Annotated in this window: 14 protein-coding genes; 3 read left to right on the top strand and 11 right to left on the bottom strand. The window is 71.4% G+C overall.

What is annotated here, in order from left to right; translation table 11 throughout:
* Window positions 1-131 precede the first annotated feature (131 nt).
* Together ACEL92_RS02605 and ACEL92_RS02600 are read left to right on the top strand one after the other, a co-directional pair.
* A complete protein-coding gene (locus ACEL92_RS02605) occupies window positions 132-2,474 on the top strand; it encodes a DEAD/DEAH box helicase (RefSeq protein WP_374024108.1) in 2,343 nt (780 codons plus the stop codon).
* 318 nt (window positions 2,475-2,792) lie between these two features.
* On the top strand, window positions 2,793-3,830 hold the full coding sequence (locus tag ACEL92_RS02600) for a PAS domain-containing protein (protein WP_374024107.1): 1,038 nt from the start codon (window positions 2,793-2,795) through the stop codon (window positions 3,828-3,830).
* A 42-nt stretch (window positions 3,831-3,872) separates the two neighbouring features.
* Here ACEL92_RS02600 and ACEL92_RS02595 read toward each other — a convergent pair whose 3' ends face one another.
* The 7 genes from ACEL92_RS02595 to ssd are packed head-to-tail and all read right to left on the bottom strand — an operon-like array spanning window position 3,873 to window position 8,390.
* Window positions 3,873-4,142: an Rv3654c family TadE-like protein gene (locus ACEL92_RS02595; RefSeq protein ID WP_374024106.1), complete on the bottom strand. Its 270-nt coding sequence runs from the start codon at window positions 4,140-4,142 to the stop codon at window positions 3,873-3,875.
* Between the two features lie 52 nt (window positions 4,143-4,194).
* Window positions 4,195-4,497 carry a TadE family type IV pilus minor pilin gene (locus ACEL92_RS02590; RefSeq protein ID WP_374024105.1) on the bottom strand — a complete coding sequence of 101 codons (303 nt, stop codon included), beginning with the start codon at window positions 4,495-4,497 and terminating at the stop codon, window positions 4,195-4,197.
* A 23-nt stretch (window positions 4,498-4,520) separates the two neighbouring features.
* On the bottom strand, window positions 4,521-4,712 hold the full coding sequence (locus ACEL92_RS02585) for a DUF4244 domain-containing protein (RefSeq protein WP_374024104.1): 192 nt from the start codon (window positions 4,710-4,712) through the stop codon (window positions 4,521-4,523).
* Between the two features lie 27 nt (window positions 4,713-4,739).
* Entirely contained in the window at window positions 4,740-5,336 is a 597-nt protein-coding gene (locus ACEL92_RS02580) for a type II secretion system F family protein (RefSeq protein ID WP_374024103.1), read from the bottom strand.
* Window positions 5,333-6,136 carry a type II secretion system F family protein gene (locus ACEL92_RS02575; RefSeq protein ID WP_374024102.1) on the bottom strand — a complete coding sequence of 268 codons (804 nt, stop codon included), beginning with the start codon at window positions 6,134-6,136 and terminating at the stop codon, window positions 5,333-5,335. The genes ACEL92_RS02580 and ACEL92_RS02575 overlap by 4 nt, the downstream gene beginning before the upstream one ends.
* Entirely contained in the window at window positions 6,133-7,293 is a 1,161-nt protein-coding gene (locus ACEL92_RS02570) for a TadA family conjugal transfer-associated ATPase (protein ID WP_374024101.1), read from the bottom strand. Before ACEL92_RS02570 ends, ACEL92_RS02575 begins: the two co-directional genes overlap by 4 nt.
* Window positions 7,290-8,390: a septum site-determining protein Ssd gene (gene ssd / locus ACEL92_RS02565; RefSeq protein ID WP_374024100.1), complete on the bottom strand. Its 1,101-nt coding sequence runs from the start codon at window positions 8,388-8,390 to the stop codon at window positions 7,290-7,292. Before ssd ends, ACEL92_RS02570 begins: the two co-directional genes overlap by 4 nt.
* Before the next feature lie 430 nt (window positions 8,391-8,820).
* Between ssd and ACEL92_RS02560 the strand changes: the two genes are divergently transcribed.
* Window positions 8,821-9,666 carry an HAD-IB family hydrolase gene (locus ACEL92_RS02560; RefSeq protein WP_374024099.1) on the top strand — a complete coding sequence of 282 codons (846 nt, stop codon included), beginning with the start codon at window positions 8,821-8,823 and terminating at the stop codon, window positions 9,664-9,666.
* A 437-nt stretch (window positions 9,667-10,103) separates the two neighbouring features.
* On the opposite strand, the gene ACEL92_RS02555 is transcribed toward ACEL92_RS02560, so the two are convergent.
* Genes ACEL92_RS02555 through ACEL92_RS02540 form a run of 4 tightly spaced genes read right to left on the bottom strand, consistent with a single transcriptional unit; the run spans window position 10,104 to window position 14,280 of the window.
* Window positions 10,104-10,862 (bottom strand): oxidoreductase, encoded by a 759-nt coding sequence (locus ACEL92_RS02555; protein ID WP_374024098.1) that lies wholly within the window; start codon window positions 10,860-10,862, stop codon window positions 10,104-10,106.
* Between the two features lie 22 nt (window positions 10,863-10,884).
* Window positions 10,885-12,510 (bottom strand): dipeptide ABC transporter ATP-binding protein, encoded by a 1,626-nt coding sequence (locus tag ACEL92_RS02550; RefSeq protein ID WP_374024097.1) that lies wholly within the window; start codon window positions 12,508-12,510, stop codon window positions 10,885-10,887.
* On the bottom strand, window positions 12,498-13,361 hold the full coding sequence (locus ACEL92_RS02545; protein ID WP_374024096.1) for an ABC transporter permease: 864 nt from the start codon (window positions 13,359-13,361) through the stop codon (window positions 12,498-12,500). The genes ACEL92_RS02550 and ACEL92_RS02545 overlap by 13 nt, the downstream gene beginning before the upstream one ends.
* Window positions 13,354-14,280: an ABC transporter permease gene (locus ACEL92_RS02540; protein ID WP_374024095.1), complete on the bottom strand. Its 927-nt coding sequence runs from the start codon at window positions 14,278-14,280 to the stop codon at window positions 13,354-13,356. Before ACEL92_RS02540 ends, ACEL92_RS02545 begins: the two co-directional genes overlap by 8 nt.
* Window position 14,281 lies beyond the last annotated feature (1 nt).

Below are 14,281 nucleotides of genomic sequence, written 5' to 3'. Positions count from 1 at the left end.
GGAACCGCGGCCGCAACACAAGATCCTGCGAAAGTTTGACACGAACACAGAAGCTGCGACCGCAAATAGTCAACCATGTTCGCCGCTTCGGCGACAGACTTGCGCTGTCGCCGAGTCCAAGGAGGGTGCTGATGGCGAGTTTCGGCAGCGAGCTGCTCGCCGCCGCGCTCGCCGGGACCGCCGCCGACGAGCACCCGGTGCGCCACGTCGCCGAGCTGCCGCCGCGAAGCGGCCGCCCGCACCGCTGGCCGGCGTGGGCCGAGCCCGACGTGGTGCGGGCCTTCACCGACCGCGGCGTCAGTTCGCCCTGGTCACACCAGTCGGCGGCCGCGGAATTGGCGCACGCCGGCCGCCACGTGGTGGTGAGCACGGGCACCGCGTCGGGCAAGTCGCTGGCCTATCAGCTGCCGGTCCTCAATGCGCTGGCCACCGATCCGCGCGCCCGGGTGCTGTACCTGTCGCCGACGAAGGCGCTGGGACACGACCAGTTACGGACCGCGCACGCGCTGACGGCCGCCGTGCCGCGCCTGCATGACGTCGCGCCGACCGCCTACGACGGTGACAGCCCGCCGGAAGTCCGGCGCTTCGCGCGCGAGCGTTCCCGGTGGTTGTTTTCCAATCCCGACATGATCCACGTGTCGATCCTGCGCAACCATGCCCGCTGGGCCGTGTTGCTCCGGGGTCTACGATTCGTGATCGTCGACGAATGTCATTACTACCGTGGGGTTTTCGGTTCCAACGTGGCGATGGTGCTGCGCCGGTTGCTGCGGCTGTGCGCGCGGTACTCGGCTCTTCCCGGTTGCGGGCCCACCGTGATATTCGCCAGCGCGACGACGGACGCGCCGGGCGCGACGGCCGCCGAACTCATCGGGCATCCGGTCGAGGAGGTCACCGAGGACGGCTCCCCGCAGGGCGCGCGGACGGTGGCGCTGTGGGAACCGGCGCTGCGGCCCGATCTGCTCGGCGAGAACGGGGCGCCGGTGCGCCGCTCGGCGGGTGCCGAGGCGGCGCGGGTGATGGCCGACCTGGTCGCCGAGGGTGCGCAGACGCTGACGTTCGTGCGGTCGCGCCGCGCCGCGGAGTTGACCGCGCTGGGCACCCAGGCGCGGCTGGACGAGATCGCCCCGGAGCTCGCCGGCAAGGTGGCCTCGTATCGGGCCGGCTATCTCGCCGAGGACCGCACCGCGCTGGAACGCTCCCTCGCCGAGGGCCGGCTGCGCGGGCTGGCCACCACGAACGCCCTGGAACTCGGTGTCGACATCGCGGGGCTGGACGCGGTGGTGCTCGCCGGATTCCCCGGGACGGTCGCCTCGTTCTGGCAGCAGGCCGGCCGGTCGGGCCGACGCGGGCAGGGCGCCCTGGTGGTGTTGATCGCCCGCGACGACCCGCTCGACACCTACCTGGTCCACAATCCCGCCGCGCTGCTGGGCAAGCCCGTCGAGCGCGTGGTGATCGACCCCGCCAACCCCTACCTCCTGGGACCCCAATTGCTCTGCGCCGCAACTGAAATGCCGCTCGACGAGGCGGAAGTGCGGGACTTCGGCGCCACCGAGGTGGCCGAGGGCCTGCTCGACGACGGCCTGCTGCGCCGCCGCAACGGCAAGTACTTCCCCGCGGCCGGCCTGGAACCGCATGGCGCCGTGGACATCCGGGGGTCGGCGGGCGGCCAGATCGTGATCGTGGAGGCCGACACCGGGCGGCTCCTCGGCAGCACGGGCGTCGGTCAAGCGCCGGCCTCGGTCCACCCGGGCGCCGTCTACCTGCACCAGGGCGAGAGCTACGTCGTCGACTCACTGGACCTCGACGACGCGATCGCCTTCGTGCACGCCGAGGACCCCGGTTACGCCACGTTCGCCCGCGAAATCACCGACATCGCCGTCACCGGCACCGGCGAACGCGCGCAGTTCGGGCCCGTCACCCTGGGTCTGGTGCCGGTCACCGTCACCCACCAGGTGGTGGGGTATCTGCGCCGCCGGCTCTCCGGGGAGGTGATCGACTTCATCGAGTTGGACATGCCGGAACAGACGCTGGCCACCACCGCGGTGATGTACACCATCACCCAAGAAGCATTGCTGCGCAAAGGTATTGACGCGCCGCGGATCCCCGGGTCGTTGCATGCCGCCGAGCACGCGGCGATCGGTCTGCTGCCGCTGGTGGCCAGCTGCGATCGTGGCGACATCGGCGGCCTGTCCACCGCGGTGGGACCGGACCCGGCCGGTCTGCCCAGCGTCTTCGTCTACGACGGCTATCCGGGCGGCGCCGGGTTCGCCGAACGCGGCTACCGCAAGGTGGACACGTGGCTGAGTGCGACAGCCGCCGCCATCAAGGCGTGCGAGTGCCCCCGGGGATGTCCGTCCTGCGTGCAGTCCCCCAAGTGCGGCAACGGCAACGACCCGCTCGATAAGGCGGGTGCGGTGCGGGTGCTGGAACTCGTCCTCGCGCAGTTGCCGCGCGCCGAGCAACCCGGCGGATGACGACCGACCCCTCGACGGTCGACCCCGCGGATATGCTCTGGACACCGGTGCCGAGCGCGCATTTCCTGCTGCTTAAGAAATGGCGGCGTGCTGTCGCACGGTCCAACGAACGCTCACCGGTGAGCGGTTGGCGGCCCGGCTAGGCGGGCGCAGCAGCAAACTATCAAAAGCCCCGGCGACATGGCAACTTCATCGGCATCGGCGTCGCGGCCCGAAGGCGTTGGCGCAGACAACGATAGCGCTTCTGCGGTCGGGTCCGACACGGCCGGCGGGCCCGAGGCCCCAAGGACTCGCGCCCTCGCCGTAAAATCTCCCCACATGGGCCACGACTGGTTGCTCGTGGAGACACTGGGGGGTGAACCCACGGTGGTGGCGCAGGGCCGCCAACTCAAAAACCTCGTGCCCATCACCACGTTCTTGCGCCGCAGTCCCTATCTCTCCGCGGTCCGCACCGCGATCGCCGAGACGGTGCAGACCGGGCAGAGCCTGACCAGCATCACGCCTAAGCGCGACCGCGTGATTCGCACCGAGCCGGTGGTGATGTCCGACGGCTTTATCCACGGCGTGCACGTCTGGACCGGCCCCGCCGACGCCGAACCACCGGAGCGGCCGATCCCCGGTCCGCTGAAGTGGGACCTGACCCAGGGCGTCGCCACCGACACCCGGGAGTCGTTAGTGAACAGCGGAAAGAATCCCGAGGTCGAGGTCACCTTCGGCAGAGCGTTCGCGGAGGACCTCCCCTCCCGGGAGCTCAACCCCAACGAGACCAAGGTCCTCGCCATGGCCGTCAAGGCCAAGCCCGACCAAACGATCTGCAGCACTTGGGATCTCACTGACTGGCAGGGCAACCCGATGCGTATCGGCTTTGTGGCGCGCACCGGCTTGGAAGAGGGGCCCGACGGCCGGGACCATCTGGTGGCCCGGGCGATCAATTGGCGCGCCGAACTCAAGGGCCCGGCGGTGTCGACCGACGATCTGGCGCAACGGATCCTGAGCGGACTGGCCCAGGCCGGGGTGCACCGTGCACTGATCGACCTCAAGAACTGGGCGCTGCTGAAATGGCTGGACGAGCCCTGCACCTTCTACGACTGGCGTGGCAGCGAGACGGGCAAACCGAAGGTCCATCCCGACGATCAACACCTGGTGGAGTCGATGACGGAGGAATTCGCTCACGGTGCCACCAGCCGGGTGCTGCGCATGCCCGGCAACCACCAGGATTGGGTGCCGGTACACGTCACGGTCAACAGGGTGGAGCTCGAACCGGATACCTACGCCGGTCTGGTGTCGCTGCGGTTGCCCTCCGATGAGGAACTCGCCGCCGCGGGGCTCTCGGGCGGCCCCGAGCCGCCAGGCTAACCGGCCAGGACGCCTATCACGTCCGGAGGGCGCCGGGCCGCGTCACCCGCTGGCCGGGCCCGCCCGTGCGGCGGCGCTCGCCGCGCCGCCGAAGACCGCCATGCGCACGGTGACGACAACATCGAGCCCGTCCACCGCACACCCGGTGTCGTCGGCCTGCATCCGGCGCGCCACCGCCGTCGCGCGGGCGCAGGCCGCTTCGGCTCCGGACGGCAGCCGGGCGGCGGCGGCCAGCGCGGCCAGATCCGCCGCGGCCTGCGCGCGGTGACGGGCCACCACCGCCGCGCCGAGGTACGCGGCTGCCCCGGTCACGCAGAGCAGCACCGCGACCATCCAGGCCGCAACCAGCGTGGCCGAGCCCCGATCATCCCGACGGCTCCGACGCCGCGACCGCCTTGGCCGCAATGTCGAGCGCCGGCAACAACTTCGAGTGCGCGACGACGGTGGCCACCACGAACTCGCCGTCGCGGTGCACCTCGACCCGCGCCCCGCCCGGGCCGATGCGGCGGGCCGCGCTGAGGGCCGAGCGTTCGTCGCCGCGCGCGGCGAGCCGGGCGGCCTCACGGGCGGCGTCCACGCAGCGGACCTGCATCGAGACGGCCGCGACGCCGGCCAGGCACAGCACCAGCACGACCACCAACGTGGCGACGCCCAGGGCCGCTTCCACGGTGCTGGCGCCCGCATCGCCGGCTAGACCTTGGTGTTGAGCGCGCGACCGATGATGTTGGTCAGCGCCGACACGATCGAGTCTCCGGTCACGACGGTGTACAGGATCGCGCCGAAGGCGGCCGCCGCCACGGTCCCGATGGCGTACTCGACCGTGGACATGCCCGACTCGTCGGACACCACGACCGTCGTGCGGGCGATCATTGCTCGAAACATGTTGTGTAGCAATGCTTCCCTTTCCTTTCACCATAATCCCGATTGCAAGACGTCACCGGCGAGCCCGGCCACCACCGGCACGATCCCCAGGCACACGAACGCCGGGAGGAAGCACAACCCGAGCGGTCCTGCGATCAGCACCCCGGCGCGCTCGGCGGCCGCGGTGGCCGCCTGCGCGGCGTCGTGCCGAGAGTCCTCGGCCAACTCGGCGACGCCCTCGGCCAGCGCCGCCCCCGAGGCTGCCGAACGCCGGGCCAACCGCAGCAGCGCCGCGACCTGCGGGGCGGCCTCCTGCGGCCGCCGATCCGGCGTAATGGTCCAAGCGACAACGGGATCGGCACCCAGCGCCAGCAGGTCGGCGGCGCGCAGCAGCACGCGGGCCAGCGCGGGCGGGGCGGACGCCGCGGCGGCGGATGCGGCGGTGGCCACGGCCATGCCGGCGCCCAGGCACACGGCCAGCACGTCGAGACAGGATGCGACCGCCAACGGGTCGGGGCCGGTCGCCGGGCCGCGCCCCGGGCGCGGCCCGTGTTCGCGGGCTGGTCTCCGCGCCCGCGCACGCACCAGCGCCGGGCCGGGGCCGATCCACGCCGCCATCGCCAGCAGGACCGCCGCCGTGGTCACGTCCCGAGCCGTTCGGTGATGCGGTCGGCCCACAACATGCCCGCGCACGCCAGTGCCGAACCCACGACCAGCAGCCAGCCACCCGCGCGCCCGTCGAGCAGGAAGGCCAGCGGTCGCGCGCCGATCAGCTGGCCCAGCAGCACGCCGAGCGCCGGCAGGCCCGCCAGGATCGTCGCGGTTGCGCGCGCGCCCGCCATATTCGACGTCACCCGCGCCGAAAACCGTTGCCGCTCGGCGATATCGCGCTGCGCGGCACGCATCAGGGTGGCTATCGCCAGGCCGTGCTCGCTGGCCAGTTGCCAGCACAGCGCGAGGCGATCCCAATGCGCGGGCAGGGCCGCCGATTTCGCCGCGGCGCGCAGACCGGCCGCGACGTCGGCCCCCAACCTGGCCCGGGCCGCGACCGCGCGGAACGACTCCGCAACCGCACCGGCGGTTTCACCGGCGGCCACCTCGAACGCGCGCACCGGGTGGGAGCCGACGCGCAGCTCCCCGACGAGCACGTCCAGCGCGCCCTCGAGCGCCTGCCCCTCGCGCTGGGCGCAGCGGATGCGTTGGCGGCGCCGGCGACGCAGGTTCGCGGTCGCGCCCACGATCGCGACGGCGAGCACCGTCGTCGCCGGCAGCAGCACCGCGGCCGCGGCCACGACGCACGCGGCAAGGCCGACCGCCCTACCTGGCCCGCCGAGCTGGTGCCACCGGCGGTTCACCGCACGCGGCGCCAGGCGGCGCCGCGGTGAGGGCGGAAGGACGAAGAGCGCGAGCGCCAGCAGCAGTGCGGCGGTGACTGGGCCGTTCACGCCGGTGCCCGGCTGCGCAGCAAGCGATGCAGGAGCTCGGCGTCGCCGGTCATGCCTTCGTCGGCACGCCAGACGGTGACCGCCCGCACCCGCCCCGCGATCTGGCGCAGCACGGCGACCTCGCCGAGCCGGCGCCGCCCGTTGTGGTCACGCGCGACGTGCAACAGCACCTGCACGGCCGCGGCGAGTTGACTGTGCAGCGCCGCGCGATCGAGACCGCCCAGCGCGCCCAGCGCCTCCAGCCGGGCGGGGACCTCGGCGGGGTTGTTCGCGTGCACGGTGCCCGCTCCCCCGTCGTGGCCCGTGTTCAACGCCGCGAGCAGATCCACCACCTCGGCGCCCCGGACCTCGCCGACCACGATGCGGTCCGGGCGCATCCGCAGGGCCTGACGAACGAGTTGGCGCACCGGAACTTCGCCGACGCCTTCGACATTCGCGCACCGCGCGACGAGCTTCACCAGGTGCGGGTGCCGGGGCGCCAGCTCGGCGGCGTCCTCGACGCAGACGATCCGCTCGGTGGGCGCGACCGCACCGAGCATGGCGGCCAACAGCGTCGTCTTGCCCGCTCCGGTTCCGCCGCACACGAGAAAGGCCAACCGGGCGGCGATGATGTCGGCGACCATTGTGGCGGCCTCGGGCGCCAACGCACCCGCCGCGATCAGTGCCGGCAGGTCCTGACTGGCTGGCCGCAGCACACGCAATGACAGGCACGTGCCCGCGGCCGCCACCGGCGGCAGCACGGCGTGCAGTCGCACCGCGAACCCGGCGCCGATCCCGGTGAGCTGGCCGTCCACCCACGGCTGCGCGTCGTCCAGCCGGCGACCGGCCGCCAGCGCCAGCCGCTGCGCCAGGCGCCGCACCGCCGCCTCGTCGGTGAACCGAACATGGGTGCGCCGCAGGCCGTTTCCGTCGTCGACCCACACCGCGTCGGGCGCGGTGACCAGCACATCGGTGGTGCCGTCCGCGCACAACAACGGCTCGAGGATGCCGGCGCCGGTCAGCTCGGTCTGCAACACGCGCAGGTTGGCCAGCACCTCGGTGTCACCGAGCATGCCGCCGGACTCGGCCCGGATCGCGGCGGCCACGACGTTGGGCCCCAGCGGCGCGGATTCGGCGGCCAGCCGCTCGCGCACCCGGTCGATCAACGAACCACTCACGCGGCCCTGCCTTTTCGTGCCGGTCCCGACGCGCGCGGCAGCACCGCCAGCACCTGCCGGGCCGCCGCCGCCAGCGCCGAACGGCGCCCCAGCCGCAGGCCCCCACGCTCCAGCTGCTCGGCCACCTGCGGCTGCGCTCTCATCGACGCCAGTAACGGCAGCCCGGTGATGTCGGCGATCTCGGCCGCCCGCAACCCGCCCGGCGACGGGCCCCGCACCACCAATCCCACGTTGGGGTTGACCGCGGTGAGCACCGGCGCCAGTGCGCCGGTCGCGGCGCTCGCGGGCACGTCGCAGCGGCTGACCACGACGACGAGGTCGGCGGCATCCAGCGCGGCTTGCGCCGCATCGGTCAGGCGACGCGGCAGGTCGCAGATCACCGTCACCGCGCCGCGGCGGCCGGCGTCGACGATGGCCTGCACGGGCCCAGCCGCCAACTCGAACCCGTGCCGGGCGCCGGAGAGGACGCTGACTCCCCGATGTCGCGGCAACGCCTCCCGCACGGCCGACCAGGTGAGCCGGCCGTCCTGCAGCGCCAGGTCCGGCCAGCGCAGGCCCGGGGCGGTCTCGGCGCCCAGCCGTAAGTCGATCCCGCCACCCCATGGGTCGAGATCGACCAGCAGCGCGTCCGCGGCCGCGTGCGCCAGCCCGACCGCCAGCGTCGAGGCGCCGGCCCCGCCACACCCGCCGATGACGGCGACGGCCGCGCCGCGCGTCCCGTCGTCGCGCGACGATTCCGCCGCCTCGGCCAGAGCGCGGACCATGTCGCGCTCGCGTTCGGGCAGCCGCAACACGTGCTCGGCACCGACCGCGACGGCCGCCGCCCACGTTGCGGTGGCCGGGTCGGCCACCGTCAGGACGGTCACGTGAGCGCGGCGGGGTAGCGCCGACCGCCCGCACCGCTCGGCCGCCGCCTCGTCCAGCACGACGGCCGCGGCGGCCGACCAGGTCTTGCGGCTCGGGGTGCCGCCGGCGTGGACCACCCGGACGCCGACGGCGGCGGCTACGCGCTCCAATTCGCGGCGCAGTTCCGGATCCGCGAGGACCGCGAGGACGCCCGCCGAAGCCGCCGCTTCGGAGTGCGAGGTGCTCGTCACGGGCTCCACTCTGCGGGCCCGCGATATTGGACACCAGTCCCAAACTGGGGATTTGTGGAGAGAGACGCGAGTGTGCACAAACGCGTCGGCCGGCACAGCGGAGGCTAAAAGCCCGCAACCAATCGGACGGTCATGCTATACGGTCCGGTGGGGGCGGAACTGACCCCAGAAAAGGGACGACCCCCGCCAGGGGGGGAGGAGGCGAGGGTCGTCGTGCATCAGCCCCGGGGGGTCGGGCTGATACACCCTCGGCTCAGGCCGAGTAATGCTTACTATACACATGACAAGCCGCGGTAACGCAATAGCTCTTTCTATGAAAGAACACGTTGAGCCGCAAAAACGCTGACGTTACCGCCGGTACCGCTTTGCTGAGCGGCCATTTCGGTCCCAGAACCGCAGCCCCGGCGGATGACCCACCTATGCTAAGGCGGTGACCGTCTTCGACCCGGCCGAGGGGCAGCAGACGTCGGCTACCACGGCTCCCGGCGCCCGCACAGCGGCCTTCTTCGATCTGGACAAGACCATCATCGCCAAGTCCAGCACGCTGGCTTTCAGCAAACCCTTCTTCAACCAAGGACTGCTCAACCGGCGCGCCGTGCTCAAATCCAGCTACGCCCAGTTCATCTATCTGCTCTCCGGTGCCGATCATGACCAGATGGACCGGATGCGCATCCACATGACGAACATGGTCGCCGGTTGGGACGTGGAACAGGTCAAGTCGATCGTCAACGAGACGCTGCACGACATCGTGACCCCGCTGGTGTTCGCCGAAGCCGCGGACCTGATCGCAGCGCACAAGTTGTGCGGCCGCGACGTGGTCGTGGTCTCGGCCTCCGGCGAGGAGATCGTTGCGCCGATCGCCCGCGCGCTCGGCGCCACCCACGCGATGGCGACCCGCATGGTCGTCGAGGACGGTCGGTACACCGGCGAGATAGCGTTCTATTGCTACGGCGAGGGCAAGGTGCAGGCGATCCGCGAGCTGGCCGCCCGCGAGGGCTACCCGCTGGAGCATTGCTATGCCTATTCCGACTCCATCACCGACCTGCCGATGCTCGAAGCCGTCGGCCACCCCAGCGTGGTGAATCCCGACCGTGGGCTGCGCCGGGAAGCCGTCGAGCGCGGTTGGCCGGTGCTCTCGTTCTCCCGGCCGGTGTCGCTGCGCGACCGCATCTCGGCGCCGTCGGGCGCCGCGATTGCCACGACCGCCGCGGTGGGCGTCAGTGCATTGGCCGCCGGCGCGGTCACCTATTCGCTGCTGCGCCGCTTCGCGTTTTAGCCCTCGCGTTTCGCAGCAAACGCATTTCCGCATGGCTTCGCAATTTTCGCAAAATTGGGCCTTGCTGCGCTAAGGGTCTAGTAGTACAAAGGAAACCACGGAAGCCCGGTGAGGCCTAGGTCGGACCGGAAGAGAAGGTTCGATCTCCCGATCCGGGCGCCCAGCACGGTGCTCGGCACCCACGCGGAGTCATAGCCGCGATAATGGCAGAAGTGTTGCGGGCCTGCGTAATTGCGAAATATGGACGGCGTCGACGGCCCTTTGGGTGGGGTTGCAACCGGAAGTATCGCAAGATCGCCGAGGCCAACCCACGCAGCCCAGAAATGCACGCATGGTAACCGAGTCCGTGTTAGCGGGCGGCGGACCGAATCTTTCGGGACGTCGCCCGCTTTGCATTGTCCGGTGGCGTTTTCGAGGGCCGCCGGCTACCGATTCAGCTATCGGCTCGACATCGACTCCGCGATCGCCAACGCCTCCTGCGCACCGGCTCGCATCGCCCGGCAACAGAGCACCAGCCAGCGCCCGACTCCGGTCGGCGTTCCGTCCGCAAAGCCCTGCGCGGCATCGCGATAGTCCGCGGGCTGGCGCATCCAACTCACCTCCGGCACACCCAAGCCGTGGGGATCCAGCCCGCTGGCGATGGTGACCAACCGCGACACCGCGCGGGCCACCACGCCGTCCGCGCTGCCGAACGGCCGCAGCGTCAGCAGCTCGCCGTGCGCGACCGCGGCGACCACCGGCGCAGGAGCCTGGGTGCCGCCGCTCACCAACTCCGCCAGCAACTCCAGCCGGGGCCCGACACCGGCGTCGCCGCGGGGCCGGCCCAGCCGGTCCTCCTCGACCTGATCGGCCGCCGCCAGCATGTGCAGCCGCGCGAGCGCCTGCAGCGGGGCCCGCCGCCAGATCCCGACCAGGGGCCCCTCGCCGCCCTCCAGCGCCTGGGCCACCCGCAGCGCCCCGCCGAAGACCGGATCGCTGACAATCGCCGAATCGGCGAGATCTTCGAGCCGCACCGGGCCGCCGTCCAGCACCGACGACGCGCGGGCGGCCCGCAACGCGGCCTCGGCCGCGGTCACCGGCCAGCCACGCAAGTTCGCCTTGTGGCGATGGGCGCGCCCCAGGGCGTCGCTGGCGCGGTCACTGGCCTCGGCGACGCCCGGCAACTCCATCAGCGGAGCCAGCGGATCGGCGGTCACAGGTTGCCAACCTATCCCGGGTTCATCGATCGGATGCCGGCACCTTCGGGATGGCCGCCAGCAACTGGCGGGTGTATTCGTGCCGGGGCCGGGTGAACAATTCCGCGGTGGCGCCCCGCTCCACCACGCGGCCGGCGCGCATCACCAGGACTTCGTCGGCGATCTGACGGATCACCGCCAGGTCGTGGCTGATGAACAAGTAGGTGAGGCCCAGCTCGGATTGCAGATCGGCCAGCAGGTCCAAGATCTGCGCCTGCACCAGGACGTCGAGCGCGGACACCGCCTCGTCGCAGACCAGTACCTCGGGCCGCAGCGCCAGCGCCCGAGCGATCGCCACCCGCTGCCGTTGACCACCGGACAGCTCGCGGGGCAGCCGCCCCAGCACCGACGACGGCAGGGCCACCTGGTCGACCAGCTCGCGCACCGCGCGCTCCCGCTGCCGGCGGTCACCGACGCGGTGGATGCGCAGCGGCTCCTCGATAGCGCGAAACACCGTGTACATGGGATCCAGGCTGCTGTAAGGGTTTTGGAAGATCGGCTGCACGCGCCGCCGGAAGGCCAGTTGCTGGTCTCGGCTCAACGCGGCGTCGATGCGGGTGCCGTCGAAGACGACGGTGCCCGAACTCGGCGCCAGCAGGCCGAGCACCATCTGCGCCAGCGTGGATTTGCCCGAGCCCGACTCGCCGACGATCGCCAGGGTGCTGGCCCGCCGCAGCCGGAACGAAACCTCGTCCACCGCACGGTATTCCGCACGTCGCCACGGCGCGCCGTGTGAATCGCGGTAGACCTTGGTCAGCTCGGAGGCGACCAGGATGTCGTCGGACGCGCCGTGGTCCGCCGGAGGTGGCCGAGTGGGGCTCTGCACCGCCAGCGACGGCGCCGCGGCGACCAGCCGCCGGGTGTACTCGTGCCGCGGGTCGCCCAGGATGGACCGCGCCGCACCGGCTTCCACCACGACGCCCTCGCGCATCACGACGACGGATTCGGCGCGTTCGGCGGCCAGCGCCAGGTCGTGGGTGATCAGCAGCAGCGCGGTCCCGAGTTCCGCGGTCAGCGCCTGCAGGTGATCGAGCACCTGACGCTGCACGGTGACGTCCAGCGCGGACGTCGGCTCGTCGGCGATCAGCAGCCGTGGACGGCCCGCCAACCCGATCGCGATCAGCGCCCGCTGACACATGCCGCCGGACAGTTGGTGCGGGTAGCGGCCCGCGTGTTTTGCGGGGTCGGACATGCCGGCCTGGCCCAGCAGCTCGACCGCGCGCCGCCGCGTACGGCGATCGGAAGTGTTGGCCCGCAGCGCTTCCGAGACTTGAAAGCCGACCTTCCACACCGGGTTGAGGTTGCTCATCGGGTCCTGCGGGATGTAGCCGATCTCCCGGCCCCGGATCGCGCGCAGCGTCCGACGGTCCGCGCCCGCGATGTCGGACCCGTCGAACAGGATGCGGCCGGCGGTGATCCGTCCGCCGGGGGGAAGCAGCCCGAGGACCGCGGCCGCGGTGGTGGATTTCCCCGATCCCGACTCGCCCACCACCGCGACGGTGTGGCCGGGCAGGACGGTGAGGTCCACGCCGCGGACGGCGGCGCGATCGCCGAAGCTGACTTTGAGGCCCTCGACGGCCAGCAGCGGTGCGCCGGTCACGGCCGCCACGCTCGGGACGCCGGGTCCAGGGCGTCGCGCAGGGCGTCACCCATCATCATGAAGGCCAGCACCGTGATCGCCAGCGCGCCGGCCGGGTAGAACAGGATCGGCGAACCCGCCCGCAGCCGCGTCTGGGCGAGGTTGATGTCGCCGCCCCAGGAGACCACCGTCGGCGGCAGGCCGACACCCAGGTAGGACAGCGTGGCCTCGGTGACGATGAAGATGCCCAGGGCGATGGTGGCCATCGCGATGACCGGGCCCAGCGCGTTCGGCAACGCGTGGCGAAGCAGGATCTGAAACCGACTCAGCCCCAACGCTTTCGCGGCGAGCACGTAATCGCTGGCGCGCACCGCGAGCACCGATCCCCGCGCGATGCGGGCCACCTGCGGCCAGCCGAACAAGGCGAGGATGGCGATCACGGTCCACACCGTGCGGTGGTGCATGACCTGCATGAGCACGATGGCCGCCAACAGCAGCGGCAGGCCGAAGAACACGTCGCTGACGCGGGACACCAGCGCGTCGACCCAACCGCCGTAGAAGCCGGCCAGCGCGCCTAGCGCGCCGCCGAGGGCGAACACCACCACGGCGGCCCCCAAACCGACGGTGACCGATGCCCGCGCGCCATAGACGGTGCGGGCATAGACGTCGTGCCCCTGCAGGTCGGTGCCGAACCAGTGCGCCGACGACGGCGGAAGCAGGCTCTGACTGGGATCGGCATAGCTGGGGTCGGCCCCGGTGAACACCGCCGGAAACATCACCACCGCAACGATGAACAGGATCAGCAGGCCGGCGAAGACGAACTTCGGCCGGCGGCGCAGCCCCCGCCACGTGTCGCGCCAAAAGCCGCTGCGCTCAGCCATACCGGATCCTCGGGTCCAGCGCGGCATACAGCAGGTCCACCGCGAGGTTGGCGATCAGGTAGATCAGCACCAGCACCGTCACGATCGACACCACGGTCGGCGCCTCCTGCCGGGTGACGGCCTGATACAACACGCCGCCGACGCCGTGGATGTTGAAAATGCCTTCCGTCACAATGGCTCCGCCCATCAAAGCCCCCAGGTCCGCGCCCAGGAACGTCACCACCGGGATCAGCGAATTGCGCAGGATGTGCACCGTCACCACGCGGGGCCGGGACAGCCCCTTGGCGGTGGCGGTGCGGACATGGTCGGCGTGCGCGTTGGCGGCCACCGCCGACCTGGTCAAGCGCACCACGTAGGCGAACGACACCGAGCCCAGCACGACGCCGGGCAGCAGCAGACGCCCGATCGTCGACCTCTCGCCCACCGTGACGGGCGCGAGGCCCAGCTTCACCCCGAACACGAACTGGGCCAGAAACCCCAGCACGAAGATGGGGACCGCGATGATGATCAGCCCCGCGATCAGCACGGTCGAGTCGAAGATCCCACCGGCGCGCAGGCCGGCGATCACCCCGAAACCGATGCCCAGCACCGCTTCGACGACCAGGGCGATCAGCGCCAGCCGTAGCGTCACCGGAAAGGCATGGGCCAGAACGTCGCTCACCGGCAGCCCGGAATAGGAGCGGCCCAGGTCACCGTGCACGACGCCGCCGAGGTAGCGCAGGTACTGCACGACGAACGGGTCGTCGAGGTGGTAGCGGGCCCGCAGTTGCGCGGCGACCTCGGGCGTCAACGGACGGTCCCCGGCGATCGCGGCGACCGGGTCGCCGGGCAACAGGAACACCATGCCGTAGATCAGCAGCGTGGCGCCGAGGAAAACGGGCACTATGGCGGCGATCCGGCGCGCGATGTACCAGCCCATG

The sequence above is a fragment of the Mycobacterium hainanense genome (assembly GCF_041890355.1).
Taxonomy (GTDB): domain Bacteria; phylum Actinomycetota; class Actinomycetes; order Mycobacteriales; family Mycobacteriaceae; genus Mycobacterium; species Mycobacterium hainanense.
The sequence above is the reverse complement of the archived record's forward strand: the minus strand, read 5'-3'. Positions and strand labels throughout refer to the sequence as shown.